Raw genomic sequence first — 14970 nt, forward strand, 5'->3', positions numbered from 1 at the left:
TTGTTTTTGATTCGGTATCACAACACCCATAACGGGGAAAGGAAGTTACGTGCTCGACGTCAACTTCTTCGATGAACTTCGCATTGGCCTTGCCACTGCGGACGACATCCGTCAGTGGTCCTACGGCGAGGTCAAGAAGCCGGAGACCATCAACTACCGCACGCTCAAGCCCGAGAAGGACGGCCTCTTCTGCGAGAAGATCTTCGGCCCCACTCGGGACTGGGAGTGCTACTGCGGCAAGTACAAGCGCGTCCGCTTCAAGGGCATCATCTGTGAGCGTTGTGGCGTCGAGGTCACTCGCGCCAAGGTGCGTCGTGAGCGCATGGGCCACATCGAACTGGCCGCTCCGGTCACGCACATCTGGTACTTCAAGGGTGTGCCGTCGCGTCTGGGCTACCTGCTCGACCTGGCTCCGAAGGATCTCGAGAAGATCATCTACTTCGCTGCATACGTCATCACCACGGTCGACGACGAGCTCCGTCACAACGAGCTCTCGACGCTCGAGGCCGAGATGGAGGTCGAGAAGAAGGCCGTCGCAGATCAGCGCGACGCCGATCTCGAGGCTCGTGCGCAGAAGCTCGAAGCCGACATCGCCGAGCTCGAAGCCGAGGGTGCCAAGTCCGACGTGCGCCGCAAGGTCAAGGACGGCGGCGAGCGCGAGATGCGTCAGCTCCGTGACCGCGCGCAGCGTGAGCTCGATCGTCTCGAAGAGATCTGGACCACGTTTACCAAACTTGCCCCCAAGCAGCTCATTGTCGACGAGCTCATCTACCGCGAGCTCATCGACCGGTACGGCGAGTACTTCACCGGTGCCATGGGTGCCGAGTCGATCCAGAAGCTCATGCAGACCTTCGACATCGATGCCGAGGCGGAATCTCTTCGCGAGACCATCCGCAGTGGCAAGGGGCAGAAGAAGCTGCGCGCGCTCAAGCGTCTGAAGGTCGTCGCTGCGTTCCAGGCCGGCCGTAACTCGCCGATGGGCATGGTTCTCGACGCTGTCCCGGTCATCCCGCCGGAGCTTCGTCCGATGGTGCAGCTCGACGGTGGCCGTTTCGCGACGTCCGACCTCAACGACCTGTACCGCCGCGTCATCAACCGCAACAACCGCCTCAAGCGTCTGATCGATCTCGGTGCTCCCGAGATCATCGTCAACAACGAGAAGCGGATGCTGCAGGAGTCGGTCGACGCCCTCTTCGACAACGGCCGTCGTGGACGTCCGGTCACCGGACCGGGTAACCGCCCGCTGAAGTCGCTCTCCGACTTGCTCAAGGGCAAGCAGGGACGATTCCGTCAGAACCTCCTCGGCAAGCGCGTCGACTACTCGGGCCGTTCGGTCATCGTCGTCGGCCCGCAGCTCAAGCTGCACCAGTGTGGTCTGCCGAAGCTGATGGCACTCGAGCTGTTCAAGCCGTTCGTGATGAAGCGTCTGGTGGATCTGAACCACGCGCAGAACATCAAGTCGGCCAAGCGCATGGTCGAGCGTCAGCGTCCGCAGGTGTGGGACGTTCTCGAAGAGGTCATCGCCGAGCACCCCGTGCTGCTGAACCGTGCACCCACCCTGCACCGGTTGGGCATCCAGGCGTTCGAGCCGCAGCTCGTCGAAGGCAAGGCCATCCAGCTGCACCCGCTCGTGTGTGAGGCGTTCAACGCCGACTTCGACGGTGACCAGATGGCTGTCCACCTCCCGCTGTCCGCCGAGGCTCAGGCCGAGGCACGCGTGCTGATGCTGTCGTCGAACAACATCCTCTCGCCGGCATCGGGCCGTCCGCTCGCCATGCCGCGTCTGGACATGGTGACGGGTCTGTACCACCTGACACGTCTCGATGCCGGTGCTGTCGGCGAGCGCGTCGACGCATCGACCGATCAGGCCGAGTTCGGGGCGTACTCCTCCCCGGCCGAGGCTCAGATGGCCGTCGATCGTGGATCGCTGACGGTGCAGTCGCAGATTCGGGTTCGTCTCACCACGCAGCGCCCGCCGCGTGACATCGAGAACGAGCTGTTCCCCGAGGGCTGGAACCGCGGCGATGCATGGACCGCGGAGACCACTCTGGGACGCGTGCTCTTCAACGAGCTGCTTCCGGCGGACTACCCGTTCGTCAACGAGCAGATGCCGAAGAAGCGTCAGTCGACCATCATCAACGATCTCGCCGAGCGTTACCCGATGATCGTCGTCGCGCAGACCGTCGACAAGCTCAAGGACGCAGGCTTCTACTGGGCCACGCGTTCGGGTGTCACCATCTCGATCTCCGACGTCCTCGTGCCGCCGGAGAAGCCGCAGATCATGGAGACCTTCGAGGCTCAGGCCGATCAGATCGAGAAGAAGTACCAGCGTGGCGCACTCGACAAGGTCGAGCGCAACTCCGCACTGGTCAAGATCTGGCAGGACGCGACCGAGCAGGTCGGTAAGGCCATGGAGGCCCACTTCCCCGACGACAACCCGATCCCGATGATCGTGAAGTCCGGCGCAGCCGGAAACATGACTCAGGTTCGCTCGCTCGCCGGCATGAAGGGCTTGGTGACGAACCCGAAGGGTGAGTTCATCCCGCGTCCGATCAAGTCTTCCTTCAAGGAAGGCCTGACGGTCCTCGAGTACTTCATCAACACGCACGGTGCTCGTAAGGGTCTGGCCGATACGGCGCTTCGTACCGCCGACTCGGGCTACCTGACGCGTCGTCTGGTCGACGTCTCGCAGGATGTCATCGTTCGGGAAACCGACTGTGGCACCGAGCGCGGCATCGTCACGACGATCGCCGAGAAGACCGCCGACGGCAAGATGATCCGCGACGCTCACGTCGAGACCAGCACGTACGCCCGCACCTTGGCGAACGACGCTGTCGACGAGAACGGCACGGTCATCGTCGCTCGTGGACACGATCTCGGTGACCCGGCCATCGACGCGCTGCTCGCTGCGGGCATCACGTCGGTCAAGGTTCGCTCGGTGCTGACCTGCACCACCGGAACCGGCGTCTGCGCCACCTGCTACGGCCGTTCGATGGCCACCGGCAAGCTGGTCGACATCGGTGAGGCCGTCGGTATCGTTGCCGCACAGTCCATCGGTGAGCCCGGAACCCAGCTGACCATGCGTACCTTCCACCAGGGTGGTGTCGCCGGAGATGACATCACCGGTGGTCTGCCTCGCGTGCAGGAGCTGTTCGAGGCACGTGTGCCGAAGGGCAAGGCTCCGATCGCGGACGTGTCGGGACGCATCCAGCTCGAGGACGGCGATCGTTTCTACAAGATCACCATCGTCCCGGACGACGGCGGCGAAGAGGTTGTCTACGACAAGCTCTCCAAGCGTCAGCGTCTGCGCGTCTTCAAGCATGACGACGGCACCGAGCGCCTTCTGGCGGACGGTGACCACGTCGAGGTCGGCCAGCAGCTCATGGAAGGTGCTGCCGATCCGCACGAGGTGCTGCGCGTGATGGGTCCTCGCCAGGTTCAGATCCACTTGGTCAACGAGGTCCAGGAGGTGTACAGGTCGCAGGGTGTGTCGATTCACGACAAGCACATCGAGACCATCGTGCGCCAGATGCTCCGTCGCGTGACGATCATCGACAGCGGCTCCACCGAATTCCTGCCCGGTTCACTCACCGAGCGCAGCGAATTCGAGTCGAGCAACCGTCGCGTGGTCTCCGAGGGTGGCGAGCCCGCAGCCGGACGTCCGGTCCTGATGGGTATCACCAAGGCGTCGCTGGCCACCGATTCGTGGCTGTCGGCAGCGTCCTTCCAGGAGACCACTCGTGTGCTCACCGACGCGGCGATCAACTGCCGTAGCGACAAGCTCATAGGTCTCAAGGAGAACGTCATCATCGGTAAGCTCATCCCGGCTGGTACCGGCATCAACCGGTACCGGAACATCACGGTGCAGCCGACCGAAGAGGCACGTGCCGCGGCATACGCGGTGCCGTCGTACGACGATCAGTACTACAGCCCGGACGGCTTCGGCCAGGGAACCGGTGCTGCAGTGCCGCTCGACGACTACGGTTTCTCCAACGAATACCGCTAGAGCGACTCCGTCGCACGTGCACGGAACTTCGTAGCCCACTACGAGTTTCCACTCACGACGACAGGGCGTGACCAACAAAGCCCCGCATCGACTTCGGTCGGTGCGGGGCTTTGTTCTATGTGGAGGGGGCGCGGTGAGTTTGCCGCGGCACTCGGGTCGGTACCGGTATGACCGAGCAAACACCCAGCACCATCGTGAACATCGGCGTGGCCATGTTCACCGTCGCCGATCAGGACGCAGCCCTCGATTTCTACTCCCGCGTTCTCGGGTTCGAGATTCGCGGTGATCTGCGCTTCGGTCCCGAGAGTGAATACCGGTGGTTGGAAGTGGCCCCGCCGGGTTCGACGGCGCGGCTCGCCCTCAACCCGCCGATGGGAGGTACGCCCGGTGGCGGGTCCATCGGTGTCGAGACAGCTGACGTCGCGGCCGAGCACAAGCGGCTCAGCGCTCTCGGCGGCGTCGATCTCGACGACTTCATGGAAGAGGTGGACGGCGTGCCGCCGATGTTCGCCTTGCGAGATCCCGACGGCAATTCGATCTGGGTCGTCCAGACCTGATCCGGGCAGCCGACGACCTACGCGCGCTGCGATCGCGCCGCCGCTGCAACACTGACGAATGCCAGCGCCGCAAAGGTGAACAGCAGCAACTGCGCCGATCGCAGCGTCGACGGTTCCCCGAGGTTCACCAGGACACCCGCCAGAGCTGCTCCGAAGGCGTTGGCGATCAGCTGAACAGTGTTGATGGCGGCTGAGGCTCGTGCGCCTTCGCCGGGTTCGGCAACGGAGGTCATGGCACCGACGGCCAAGTGTGGCCACGCGATTCCGATTCCGACGCCCGCGACGAGCAGACCCACTACCCACGTGGTGATGGAACCGGGACCTGCTTGGTCGGCGAGACACGTTGCCACGATGCACAATCCGGCGGCGACGAGGATCGGGCCTGCGATGACGATGCGTCGCACGACGCGTGGAGCGGTGGCCGATGCGCTCGGTATCTCGCCGAGGGTCCACCCGAGCGCCAGTGCGGCTCCGAGGAATCCGGCGGCCAGCGGTGCCAATCCGGCGAGACGTTGGCCGAACAGTGGGATGAAGGTCTCCACCGTGGACGCGACGGCGAGGACGACGATGGTCAGGTATATCCATTTCAGCGCGGACGCGCCGAAGGTCGACGGGGGGAGTACGCCGTGCGCTGCGCGACGGTCGGCGGCCACGAAGGCGATCAGCAGCAGTACTCCTCCCAGGACCATTGCCGCGGTGATCGCGAGGTTGGAGACCACACCGGCGATGCTCACCAGCAAGGCAGCCGTGGTGAGCAGGGTCAGCGACAGTGTCGGTACCGGGCTGGGTTCGGTGGCCTCAGCGGTGTGGGCGGGCAGTGCTCGCGGGACGAGGGCAGCCATGGCCAGAGCTGCGAGAACGAGCACACCGAAGGCCATTCGCCAGGCTCCGAATTGCGCGAAGATGCCGCCGACGGCCGGTCCGGCGAACGTTCCCACACCCCACATGGCCGAGACCAGAGCCGCACCTCGCGTCCAGAGATGTTGCGGCAGTGCGGCATTGATGACGGCGTAGCCGAGTCCGGCCAGTAGGCCACCTCCTGCGCCCTGAATTGTGCGCCCCACCAGTAAGAGTTCCATCGTGGGGCTGACGGCACACACGACGGTGCCGAGAGCGAAGACCGTCAGGCCGATCAGGTAGGCACCGCGAGGTCCGCGGGCGGCCAGAACTTTGCTGACCAGCATCGACGAGATGACGGACGCAACTAGGAAAACCGTTGCAGTCCAGGCGTAGTAGCGCTGGCCGCCGATCTCGTCGATGGCCGTGGGGAGCAGGCTGGTCGTCAGGTAGACGTTCGTGGCGTACAGCGCGACGCCGCCGGCGAGAACGGTAGCGGTGCCGAGGTAGCGAGCGCCGAGCAGCTGTCGCCAGGTTCCGGTCGTGGATTGGGTGGGGGAGTGCATGGTGTTTAAGGCTAGGATCTCGAGTGCACTTGAGATCAACTCGTCGTGTCGGTTGGGAGGCAGTATGATCCGTATCAGTGACGAACTGTTGTCCATCGGGGAGGTCGCGGCCAGAACCGGGGCCGCAGTGTCCGCGGTCCGGTATTACGAGACTCTCGGGCTCGTTCCCGCCGAGCGGACGGCGGGCAACGTCCGAAAGTTCCCCCGTCATGCCATTCGGCGGATCTCCCTGATTCAGGTCGCGGTGCGGTTCGGAATACCGCTCGCCGAGGTGGCCGAGGTCTTTGCGTCCCTACCGTCGGGGCGCACCCCGAACAAGCGCGACTGGGCCAAGATTTCGGTTGCATGGAACCAGCGGTTGGAGGATCGGAAGCAGTCGATTGCGCGGATGCAGGAGCAACTCACCGGCTGCATCGGCTGCGGATGTCTCTCCCTCAACAAATGCAGTCTGCTCAATCCAGGCGACGAGCTGGGCAAGGCGGGCCCCGGGGCGCGGCTCATCTGACGCGTACGTCGGCGGTGTCGAGTCTTGTGGGTGGCCGGCTATGGCTGGTCGATGAACGTGTACAGCTCGGTGATCAGGTTGTCCTTCACGACGACGAAGTCCTGGCCCGAGACTACGGCGGGGGCGTCGGGCGGCGACAGTGCCCAGGAGATTCGGGCGACGTTGCCCAGGGCCGTGGGCTCGGCGGTGACGGCGAACATCAGACCCTCGGCGGGCTCGACCAGCGCTCGAATCGCCTCGATGACCGCCTCTCTCCCGGTGGCGGTGTTCTCGGCGTCGTAGAACACCGCGTCCGGGTGATACATGGACTCGATGAGTTCGCGTCGTTTCGCGTCGTCGTTCGTGTTGAATACTTCGACGACGTTGCGGCGTGCCAGCTCTGCGGGAGTGCTGCGATCCATGGTGTGCCCCTAGGGTTGGTGGTCGGGGTTCGGTGCGCCGGTGCCCCCGGACCCAGCATCGCAGAAAGTACGTGACATGTCACCAAGTAACCCCGAAAGCACTCCGTGGTTGACGCCCATCGAGGAATCGGCGTGGCGCGCCTACATGGGTTTGTCGCTGCAGATGACGTTCGAGATGAACCGGCAGCTGACCGAGGAGCACGGTCTGTCCCTGGCCGACTATTCGGTGCTGGTCGCACTGGCGGACAGTCCCGACGGTCGTCGCCGGGTGACCGAACTGGCCGCCGAGATCGGCTGGGAGCGCAGCAGGGCCTCCCATCACCTCGCGCGGATGTCCACGCGAGGGCTCACCGATCGCGCTGTCTCGACTACCGACGGACGGGCCACGGATGCAGTCCTCACCGAGGCAGGCAGGGCCGCTCTGGACGCATCGGCGGCGGGTCACGTCGACGTGGTTCGGCGATTGTTCTTCGACGGGCTCGCACCCGAGGACATCGCCACTCTCGAACCGCTTCTCACTCGTCTGCGAGACCACTTGCGAGCCAACGGGACACTGCCGCGGCCGCAGTGACGGAGGCGACACACGAAGTTCACCTGCCCGTCGGATCGATGACGAATGCAGTTGTCGGTCGCACGAGAGTCTCGGACAATGGTGAACCGAGGTAACGACGTCAGGATCGGTCGCGACATTTCTCTGCGGGCCGGGGCCACACGTCGACAGTTTCTGACGTGGAGTGCGTTGGTGGGGGCGCTGGCCTTCACGCCCGAGCTCGCGGGGACATCCGCGACTGCGGGTGCGCAGTCCGTGATCACCCCCGACTATCCCTTCCGTCTCGGTGTTGCCTCCGGCGATCCGTTGCCCGATTCGGTGGTGCTGTGGACCAGACTCGCCACCGATCCGTTCGCCCCGCTGGGCGGCATGACGCCCGGCGTGGTGCCGGTCCAGTGGCAGATCGCTGCCGATGAAAGGTTCGGGCGTATCGCAGCGCAGGGGGTCGAGCTGGCAACCGAATTCGACGGTTGGTCCGTTCACGTCGATGTGCGCGGGCTCGAGCCGGCGCGCGAGTATTTCTACCGTTTCCTGGTCGGCCCACATGCGAGTCCCGTCGGTCGCACCAAAACTGCACCCGCACTTGGGCAGCCGCTGAGCACGCTCGATTTCGCCTGGGCTTCGTGCCAGAAGTGGGAGGACGGGTTTTTCGGCGCGTACCAGGACCTGGCGGCCTCGAATCTCGATGTGGTGTTCTTTCTGGGCGACTACATCTATGAGTACGCGATCAAGAACGAGGGTGCGCGGGCGGGCGAGCCGCGCACCGAGTCGGCGGCCCGAGAAACCATGGTGCTGGCCGATTATCGCGATAGGTACGCCCTGTACAAGGCAGACGAGAATCTGGCGGCGGCACATGCGTCGGCACCGTTCGTCTCGACGTTCGACGACCACGAGGTGGACAACAACTGGGCCTCGCAGATCAGCCAGGACGCCCAGGAGTGGAGCCCGCGGAACGACCCAAGCCAGAACGACGATCCACGAGAGTTCCTGCTACGCAGGGCCGATGCGTTCAAGGCGTGGTGGGAGAACACTCCGGTGCGCGCGAACCTGCGGCCCGTCGGCCCGGACATGAAGGTCTATCGCCGGTTCTCGTTCGGTGATCTGGTGGACTTCTCGGTGCTCGACACCCGGCAGTACCGCAGCGATCAGGCTCATGGAGACGGTGAGCACGCGCAGGACGGCGAGACGGCGGATCCGGCGCGCTCCATCACCGGTGCGGCACAGGAACAATGGATCCTCGACGGATTCGCGTCGCCGTCGAGGTGGAACTTCCTGGCGCATCAGACCGTCATGGCCGATCTCGCGCAGGGGCAGGGCAACGACCGGAAGGTCGGCATGGATCCGTGGAGCGGCTACGAAGCGTCCCGGCATCGAATTCTCGACGGAGCCAGGGATCGTGGCACGAAGAACGTGGCGTCGATCGTCGGCGACATCCACCGGACGATCGTCTCGGAGTTGCGACGCGACTACCAGGATCAGGTCTCGCCGTTGCAGGGAGTCGAGATCGCCACCACGTCCATCGCGTCGGGCAAGGACGGTGCCGACATCGACAAGACCGGTGCTGCGATCGCCGACGGTTCACCCCACGTCAAGTACGGAAATGCCCGTCGCGGCTACCTGCGCAGCACCTTGACACCCACCGAATGGCGTTCGGAGGTAAGGGTTCTCGATGCCGTGTCGACGCCGGGTAAGCCGGTTCGCACGGCCATGACGGTCACCGTTCCCGAGGGGCGGCCGGAGATCCAGCTGGGGTAGCGCCTGGTGCCGCAGGCTCATCCCGTGCCGAATGTTCGGATCATGGACCACACCTCGGGCCCCTCACTCGGTGTGGCGTGGCTCGAAACACGGAACCCGGCCCGCTCGTACAGGCGCACGTTGCGCAGATCCGATGTGTCCAAGGCCAACCCGGAGGCACCACGTTGCTGTGCTTCCTCGACGGCCTTCTCGAGCAGTAGTCCGCCGATCCCGTGCCCTTGCCGATGCGGTTGCACGCCGAGCGTTTCCAGTGTCCATGACCCCGGTGCTGCGTCACTGGAGGACAGTCGGTCGATCCGATCTCCGTGTAGCTCGATGATCCGCGCGATGGATTCGTCATCGGGCGGAGGGGCATCTGCGGGCAGTAGTGCAGCGACCCCGGCGTAGTCGGCGGTGAGCAATACGATTCCGTGTCGATGCGCGTGTCGTAGGTACAGCTGCTGGAGTTCCCGCAGCGTGGCCAGGTAGTCCTCGGCCGGGATCACCCATCGCGTCCATGGGTAGTCGGCAAATGCGTCGCGCAGTGTGTCGGCCGCAGGCAGCAGATCGTGATTTTCGGCAAGTCGGGTGGCGGGATGGTGCATGGGTAAACCTCTGGAAAGACGGCTCAGCGCCCGTCGGCGATGATCTGTGCGACGTTGCGTTCGGCGAGTGCGGTGATGGTCAGTGACGGGTTGGCGGCACCGGTGCTGCCCGGGATCAGGGCACCGTCGACGACGTAGAGCCCGGGGTGGCCCTTGACGCGACCGTAATCGTCGGTGGCGTCGCCGAGTACTGCGCCGCCCAGGGGGTGCGCGGTGAAGGTGTCGTCGACATCGCGGGTGAACGGTTCGGCGGCGACGATGGTGCCGCCGGCCTGCGCCATTCGATTCTGCACGGCGCGTAGGGCTTCGACGGTGTCGCGGCTGCCACCCTTGGGCCAGTTGAGGGTCAATCTGTTTGCGGCGGAATCGAATCCGAAGTTTCCGCGCAACGGGTCGATGGTCATACCGAGTGAGCCGAGGAAGCCCATGTTCACGGGAACGCCTGGGGTGTACCAGTTCTCGACGGTCAGGGGCAGTCCGGAGTCGTCGACGATGCGGGATGCGCAGGGCGCAGCCTGAGGGCCGGCAGACATCGGTCCGAGGGACCTGGTCATCGAGGCGTCGCCGTTGGTGCCCCAGCCGGTGCCGACGAATTCGTTGAGGTTCGACAATGCTCCGGTGGTGCGTGCGCGCATCAACAGTTCGGTGGTACCGATGGATCCGGCCCCGAGGACGAGGGTGTCGCACGTGAGTGTCCGGGTCTCGACGATGTTGCCGAACGGGTCGAGCCGTTCGATGTCGACGCGGTAGCGGCCGCCGGATTCGCTGCCGATCGCTGCGACGCGGTGGCTGTGGCACACCGTCGCGTTACCGGTGGCTTCGGCTTGGGGGATGTAGTTCTGGGTCAGGTCGTGCTTGGCACCGTTGGAGTTACCGAAAGTGCTTTCCCCGACGGTCGCGGACGGCCGGGAGCGGCCGGCGATCTCGTCGCGCACGACGTTCCAGTTCCAGTTGCCGTCGACTGCTTCGGGGCGGAAGCCTGCACGGCGGGCGTGATCGTCCCAGGTTCGTGAGTGAGCGAAGTTGGGGCTGTTGTAGACGTCCTCGGGCATCGCCGACGGCCGGAGCATGGAACGGGCTTTGGGATACCAGGTGGCTGCCATCTCGTCGTAGTTCAGGCGTCCGCCGAACGAGAGGTCGAAGAATTTCTTGTTCGGTGCGATGGTGACGCCGGTGTACACCACGGAGCCGCCGCCGACAGCCGCGCCGCGCCAGACCGAGAGGTTCTCGTAGCGGGTGGTGTCGAGGACACCGCCGAAGAGATCGACCGGTCCGACGGGGAGACCGGTGATGTTGGTGAACGAGTTCTGCTGCCACAGTCCGCGGCCGTCGGCCGTCATGTCCGCCGTGAAGATTTCGCGCCAGGGGTCGCGCGGCCAGCGCAGTCCGCGCTCGAGGACGGTCACCGCGGTGCCGGCCTGAGCCATGCGTAGGGCGGCGGCGCTGGCTCCGAAGCCGGAACCGATGACGATGACGGGCGAGTGGTCCGGTGGCCGGGGAGGGTCGGCGAACAGTTCGGGTACCAGCGACCGGATGCGGTCTGCTCCGATCGGCAGAGCGCCGGCGACGGGGGATCCGGCCAGTCCGGTCGAACTCAGGACCGGGGCTGCAGCGGCACCGAGCATTCCGGCAGCGGCCAACCGCAACAGTTGCCTTCTATTCACGGCAGTACTTCCCCCTCGGACACCTCGCGGACAGCGCTCCCGATTCTGTCGTGTTTGCGACAAGAAAGCCAACGGTCCGGTCGTATTTCGGGACGGCTCCCAGCTCGGCCTCAGGTTTGCCTGCCAGACTCCGCTCATGGTGTCGGCATCGGTGGCTGTATTACTGCTCGTCGCGGCGGTCACAGGGGTCGTCGCGCACCTGGTCGACGGACGTGGGCAGCCGATGGCGGTCGCTGCGGCTTTGGCACATGTCCTCATGCTCGCGGCTGTGCCCGGAACCGTGTTGGCAGGTGTGGCCTTCGGTGGGTGGGGGCTGGCGGCAGGATCGGCGGTCTCTGCCGCGGCGGTCGCGACCCAGTTCCGGCTCCGCTACCGCCGCGTCGCCCCGAGGCCCCGGGCCGCGGACCTGACGGTGCTGCACGCCAACATCTGGCTCGGCCAGGCCGATCCGGATGCGTTGATCGCGCTCGTCGAACACCATCGGCCGGACGTGCTCACTCTCGTCGAGCTGACGCCCGAGGCCGATGCGAGTCTTCGACCCAGGCTGTCCGAGCTGTTACCGCACGCCCACGTCAGCGCCGGACCCGGAGGCAACGGAACCGGCATCTACAGCCGATTTCCTCTCGCCGACGAGCAGCGGCACGACGGCTTCGTGACCGAACTGCTGTCGGCTCGGGTACAGATGCCGGGCCGGCCGCTGGTGTTCGCGGTCCATCCTGTTCCGCCGTGGCCGCGGGAGCCGTCCGAATGGGTACGTGAGCTCGGGCTGCTTCGGCAGCTGCTGGCCAAGATCCCCACCGACGACGGACCCGTCGTGGTGGCCGGGGACTTCAATGCCACGCAGGACCACCGGCGCTACCGCGATCTGCAGGACGGCCGATTCGTCGACGCCGCGGTGGCCACCGGAGCAGGCATGCTCAGGACGTATCCGGCGCACACCTGGCACCCGCCGGTCATTGCCATCGACCCTGTTCTGGTGGCAGACATGGGGGTTCGTTCGGTGGAGGCCGTGACCGTCCCCGGCTCCGACCACCGCGGCATCCTGGCGCGATTCGCTTTCTTACCGAACCAGGGCTTTCCGAACTAGGGCTGTGCCGGCAACTGCTGCAGCGACCACTTGTTGCCGTCGGGGTCGGCGAAGTACACGAATGTTCCCCAGCCCTCGTCCTTCGGCTCCTCGACGGTCAGGCCCACCGCGGTGAGGTGGTCGTAAGCCTCCTGGGCACTGTCGACGACCATCAGAATGCCTGCGCCGGCACCGGGTTCGGCGTCGGTGATGCCCTCGCCGATGGCGATGGAGCACGCCGATCCCGGAGGGGTGAGTTGGACGTACCGAATGCCTTCCCATGGGCGTGCGTCGTGGTCGGCATCGAACCCGATCGAGGTGTAGAACTCCTTGGCGCGGTCGACGTCGGTGACAGGGACGGTGATGAGTTCGACCTTCATGGTGAGAGTCATGAAGCAATGATGAGCCCCATTGCGGACATATTCGGTCCGCGATGAGCAGGTCGTTCCGAGAAATATGCCCGACGCATCGCCGGTTGCAGCTGATGTGTTCTTCTCACTGCTCGACCGATCCCGCACGAGGGCAGGCGTCGACGACGCCGCAGCGCTCCGTCACACCGTCGAACGCGGCGTGCACGCCGAAAAGCTCGGGCTGCACCGGTTCTGGGTGGCCGAGCATCATGCGGTACCCGGCATCGCTTCGGGCGCGCCTGCGGTTCTCGCAGCGGCGGTGGCGTCGCAGACCTCGCGCATTCGCGTCGGATCCGGCGGGGTGATGCTGCCGAACCATCAACCGCTGATCGTGGCCGAGCAGTTTCTGATGCTGGAGTCGCTGTTTCCGGGTCGGGTAGACCTGGGCGTCGGGCGGTCGCTCGGGTTCACCGAGCCGGTGCGCGCCGCGCTGCGTCGAGACCGCGACGCTCCCGATACTTTCGAGGCCGACATCGCCGAACTGCGGTCGTATCTCGACGGGTCCGGTCCTGTGACCGCGCGGCCGGCAGCCGCGCCGCCGCCGATGTTCGTGCTCGCGACCGGTGCCGGTCTCGAGGTCGCCGCCCGCGCCGGGCTGCCGGTGGTCGTCGGTGGTCCTGTATTGCGCGGGGACGACCCATTGGCGCTGTATCGCAAGCACTTTCGGCCGAGTTCGCAACTGTCGGAGCCGTACGTGATCGTCTCGCTCGATGTGACGATCGCCGCGTACACAGCAGACGCGCGCCGTCTCGCACTCCCGGAGGCATGGGCGATGGCGCGATCGCGGCGCGAGGGCGAATTTCCGGCGCTCGAACCCGCATCGTCGATCGACGAATCGCGGTGGACGCCGCGAACCCGAGATCGGATCGAATCCTCTTTGGATGCAACCATCCTCGGCACGGCCGAGCAGGTCCGGCCCCGGCTCGACGAGCTGATCGAGCGCACCGGAGCGGACGAGGTCATGGCCTCCACGTCGACGTTCGACCGGGCCGAACTGTTCGCCGCGGACGCCGCTTTCGCTCAGCTCTCCGCCGCTGTTTCTTGAACCGGAGCTGTGGGCTGGGCCGGTGCCGTATCGGCCAGCGCGGCAACCAGATCGCGTTGAATGTCGGTGGCCGGCACGGTCGCGTCGACCACTGCCGAGACGGGTAGTCGCAGCCGACGGTCGGCCTCGGTGCGAAAGACGAGGCCGGTTTTGGGTGTGCTCTCGGCCGTGCTGGCGTAGAGGATCGACCAGCATTGCGGGTGGTTGAGCAGTTCGGCGCTCGCGGTGTGATCGGACGCCACCGGCGGGCCGAAGGTCAGTGGAAGCCCACTGCGTTTCATCTCGCGTTCGATGACGCGGTGCAACAGGATCTGCTCGCTTCGTTTGGGTAGCAGCAGTGGGTATTCGGCGAGTTGGCTCAGGCTCGGGTTGGGTTCCCCGGCCAGGGGATGGCCCTCTGCGAGGACGACGACGAGGTCCTCGGTCCACAGTTCGGTGACGTGCAGACCCGAGCGTTCGACGCTGCCGCGGATCAGTGCCACCTGGCAGTCACCCGACGTCACCGCTTCGATCTGTTCTGCGAATCGTTTGAGGACGAAGTCGATCTCGGCGTCGGGATGGCGTTCGCGTACCGCGACGATTGCCGAGATGGCGTTCGCGGCGAACGTCATGTTTCCGGTGAGGCGGAGTTGGTTTCGACGCCTGGTCGTCAGCGCCAACGCTGCCTGTTCGAGCTCCACCATGTGGCGGGCGATGGACACCAATTGTGCTCCGACGACGGTCAATCGGACTGTGCGTGAGGTGCGCTCGAACAGCGGCTCACCGATCTCGCGTTCGAGCTTGGAGATCTGCAGACTGATCGCCGATTGCGAGACGTAGCACCGCTCGGCGGCACGGGAGAAGTTGAGTTCTTCCCCGACCGCGAGGAAGTACTTCAGTTGCCGCAGCTCCACGGCGACCTCCATTCATGAGTTCTGCTCATGGATGCTATTTCAACTTTCGCGTTGATAGCGCAGGAACGGCGGAGTTTCATGGAGGTAGTTCTGCGATCTACTAGAAATGTGTGCTCGGAAAGGGAAGTGCT

At 65.2% G+C, this 14970-nt stretch carries 13 protein-coding genes; 7 read left to right on the forward strand and 6 right to left on the reverse strand.

All coding sequences use genetic code 11. The features are described 5' to 3' along the window. Positions 1-49: 49 nt before the first annotated feature. Both RFA01S_RS19220 and RFA01S_RS19225 read left to right on the forward strand, forming a co-directional pair. Entirely contained in the window at positions 50-4006 is a 3957-nt protein-coding gene (locus tag RFA01S_RS19220; protein ID WP_027498213.1) for a DNA-directed RNA polymerase subunit beta', read from the forward strand. 167 nt (positions 4007-4173) lie between these two features. After that, positions 4174-4563 carry a VOC family protein gene (locus RFA01S_RS19225; protein ID WP_045840689.1) on the forward strand — a complete coding sequence of 130 codons (390 nt, stop codon included), beginning with the start codon at positions 4174-4176 and terminating at the stop codon, positions 4561-4563. A 17-nt stretch (positions 4564-4580) separates the two neighbouring features. On the opposite strand, the gene RFA01S_RS19230 is transcribed toward RFA01S_RS19225, so the two are convergent. Next, on the reverse strand, positions 4581-5966 hold the full coding sequence (locus RFA01S_RS19230) for an MFS transporter (RefSeq protein ID WP_032407337.1): 1386 nt from the start codon (positions 5964-5966) through the stop codon (positions 4581-4583). A 67-nt stretch (positions 5967-6033) separates the two neighbouring features. Here RFA01S_RS19230 and soxR point away from each other — a divergent pair, with 67 nt between their 5' ends. Next, positions 6034-6471 carry a redox-sensitive transcriptional activator SoxR gene (soxR, locus tag RFA01S_RS19235; RefSeq protein ID WP_174557295.1) on the forward strand — a complete coding sequence of 146 codons (438 nt, stop codon included), beginning with the start codon at positions 6034-6036 and terminating at the stop codon, positions 6469-6471. A gap of 38 nt (positions 6472-6509) precedes the next feature. Here the strand turns inward: soxR and RFA01S_RS19240 are convergent, their stop codons facing one another. Beyond that, the gene (locus tag RFA01S_RS19240) at positions 6510-6872 is read right to left on the reverse strand and encodes a nuclear transport factor 2 family protein (protein WP_032407336.1); all 363 of its coding nucleotides are present in this window, start codon (positions 6870-6872) and stop codon (positions 6510-6512) included. A gap of 76 nt (positions 6873-6948) precedes the next feature. On the opposite strand from RFA01S_RS19240, the gene RFA01S_RS19245 reads away from it, so the two are divergent. Together RFA01S_RS19245 and RFA01S_RS19250 are read left to right on the forward strand one after the other, a co-directional pair. Beyond that, a complete protein-coding gene (locus RFA01S_RS19245) occupies positions 6949-7443 on the forward strand; it encodes a MarR family winged helix-turn-helix transcriptional regulator (RefSeq protein WP_032375383.1) in 495 nt (164 codons plus the stop codon). Between the two features lie 78 nt (positions 7444-7521). Next, entirely contained in the window at positions 7522-9177 is a 1656-nt protein-coding gene (locus RFA01S_RS19250; RefSeq protein WP_032407465.1) for an alkaline phosphatase D family protein, read from the forward strand. 17 nt (positions 9178-9194) lie between these two features. Here the strand turns inward: RFA01S_RS19250 and RFA01S_RS19255 are convergent, their stop codons facing one another. Together RFA01S_RS19255 and RFA01S_RS19260 are read right to left on the reverse strand one after the other, a co-directional pair. Continuing rightward, positions 9195-9761, reverse strand: a complete 567-nt coding sequence (locus RFA01S_RS19255; protein ID WP_032407335.1) for a GNAT family N-acetyltransferase — start codon at positions 9759-9761, stop codon at positions 9195-9197. A gap of 23 nt (positions 9762-9784) precedes the next feature. After that, the gene (locus RFA01S_RS19260; protein ID WP_032390571.1) at positions 9785-11425 is read right to left on the reverse strand and encodes a GMC oxidoreductase; all 1641 of its coding nucleotides are present in this window, start codon (positions 11423-11425) and stop codon (positions 9785-9787) included. 136 nt (positions 11426-11561) lie between these two features. Between RFA01S_RS19260 and RFA01S_RS19265 the strand changes: the two genes are divergently transcribed. Beyond that, the gene (locus RFA01S_RS19265) at positions 11562-12512 is read left to right on the forward strand and encodes an endonuclease/exonuclease/phosphatase family protein (RefSeq protein ID WP_032407334.1); all 951 of its coding nucleotides are present in this window, start codon (positions 11562-11564) and stop codon (positions 12510-12512) included. Here RFA01S_RS19265 and RFA01S_RS19270 read toward each other — a convergent pair. Continuing rightward, on the reverse strand, positions 12509-12883 hold the full coding sequence (locus RFA01S_RS19270) for a VOC family protein (protein ID WP_032407333.1): 375 nt from the start codon (positions 12881-12883) through the stop codon (positions 12509-12511). The two genes, RFA01S_RS19265 and RFA01S_RS19270, sit on opposite strands and share 4 nt — an antisense overlap. A gap of 64 nt (positions 12884-12947) precedes the next feature. Here RFA01S_RS19270 and RFA01S_RS19275 point away from each other — a divergent pair, with 64 nt between their 5' ends. Next, positions 12948-13946, forward strand: a complete 999-nt coding sequence (locus RFA01S_RS19275) for an MsnO8 family LLM class oxidoreductase (RefSeq protein ID WP_032407332.1) — start codon at positions 12948-12950, stop codon at positions 13944-13946. Here the strand turns inward: RFA01S_RS19275 and RFA01S_RS19280 are convergent. Next, positions 13922-14839 (reverse strand): LysR family transcriptional regulator, encoded by a 918-nt coding sequence (locus RFA01S_RS19280; RefSeq protein ID WP_032399467.1) that lies wholly within the window; start codon positions 14837-14839, stop codon positions 13922-13924. The two genes, RFA01S_RS19275 and RFA01S_RS19280, sit on opposite strands and share 25 nt — an antisense overlap. Positions 14840-14970: the final 131 nt, after the last annotated feature.

Source organism: Rhodococcoides fascians NBRC 12155 = LMG 3623 (assembly GCF_001894785.1).
GTDB classification, from domain to species: Bacteria; Actinomycetota; Actinomycetes; order Mycobacteriales; family Mycobacteriaceae; genus Rhodococcoides; species Rhodococcoides fascians.

Excerpts from the sequence above, each read along its gene's own strand:
- RFA01S_RS19270 (WP_032407333.1), bottom strand. The coding sequence starts at position 12,883 with ATGACTCTCACCATGAAGGTCGAACTCATCACCGTCCCTGTCACCGAC.
- RFA01S_RS19240 (WP_032407336.1), bottom strand. The coding sequence starts at position 6,872 with ATGGATCGCAGCACTCCCGCAGAGCTGGCACGCCGCAACGTCGTCGAA.
- RFA01S_RS19245 (WP_032375383.1), top strand. The coding sequence starts at position 6,949 with ATGTCACCAAGTAACCCCGAAAGCACTCCGTGGTTGACGCCCATCGAG.
- RFA01S_RS19225 (WP_045840689.1), top strand. The coding sequence starts at position 4,174 with ATGACCGAGCAAACACCCAGCACCATCGTGAACATCGGCGTGGCCATG.
- RFA01S_RS19230 (WP_032407337.1), bottom strand. The coding sequence starts at position 5,966 with ATGCACTCCCCCACCCAATCCACGACCGGAACCTGGCGACAGCTGCTC.
- RFA01S_RS19275 (WP_032407332.1), top strand. The coding sequence starts at position 12,948 with ATGCCCGACGCATCGCCGGTTGCAGCTGATGTGTTCTTCTCACTGCTC.
- RFA01S_RS19250 (WP_032407465.1), top strand. The coding sequence starts at position 7,522 with ATGGTGAACCGAGGTAACGACGTCAGGATCGGTCGCGACATTTCTCTG.
- RFA01S_RS19265 (WP_032407334.1), top strand. The coding sequence starts at position 11,562 with ATGGTGTCGGCATCGGTGGCTGTATTACTGCTCGTCGCGGCGGTCACA.
- RFA01S_RS19255 (WP_032407335.1), bottom strand. The coding sequence starts at position 9,761 with ATGCACCATCCCGCCACCCGACTTGCCGAAAATCACGATCTGCTGCCT.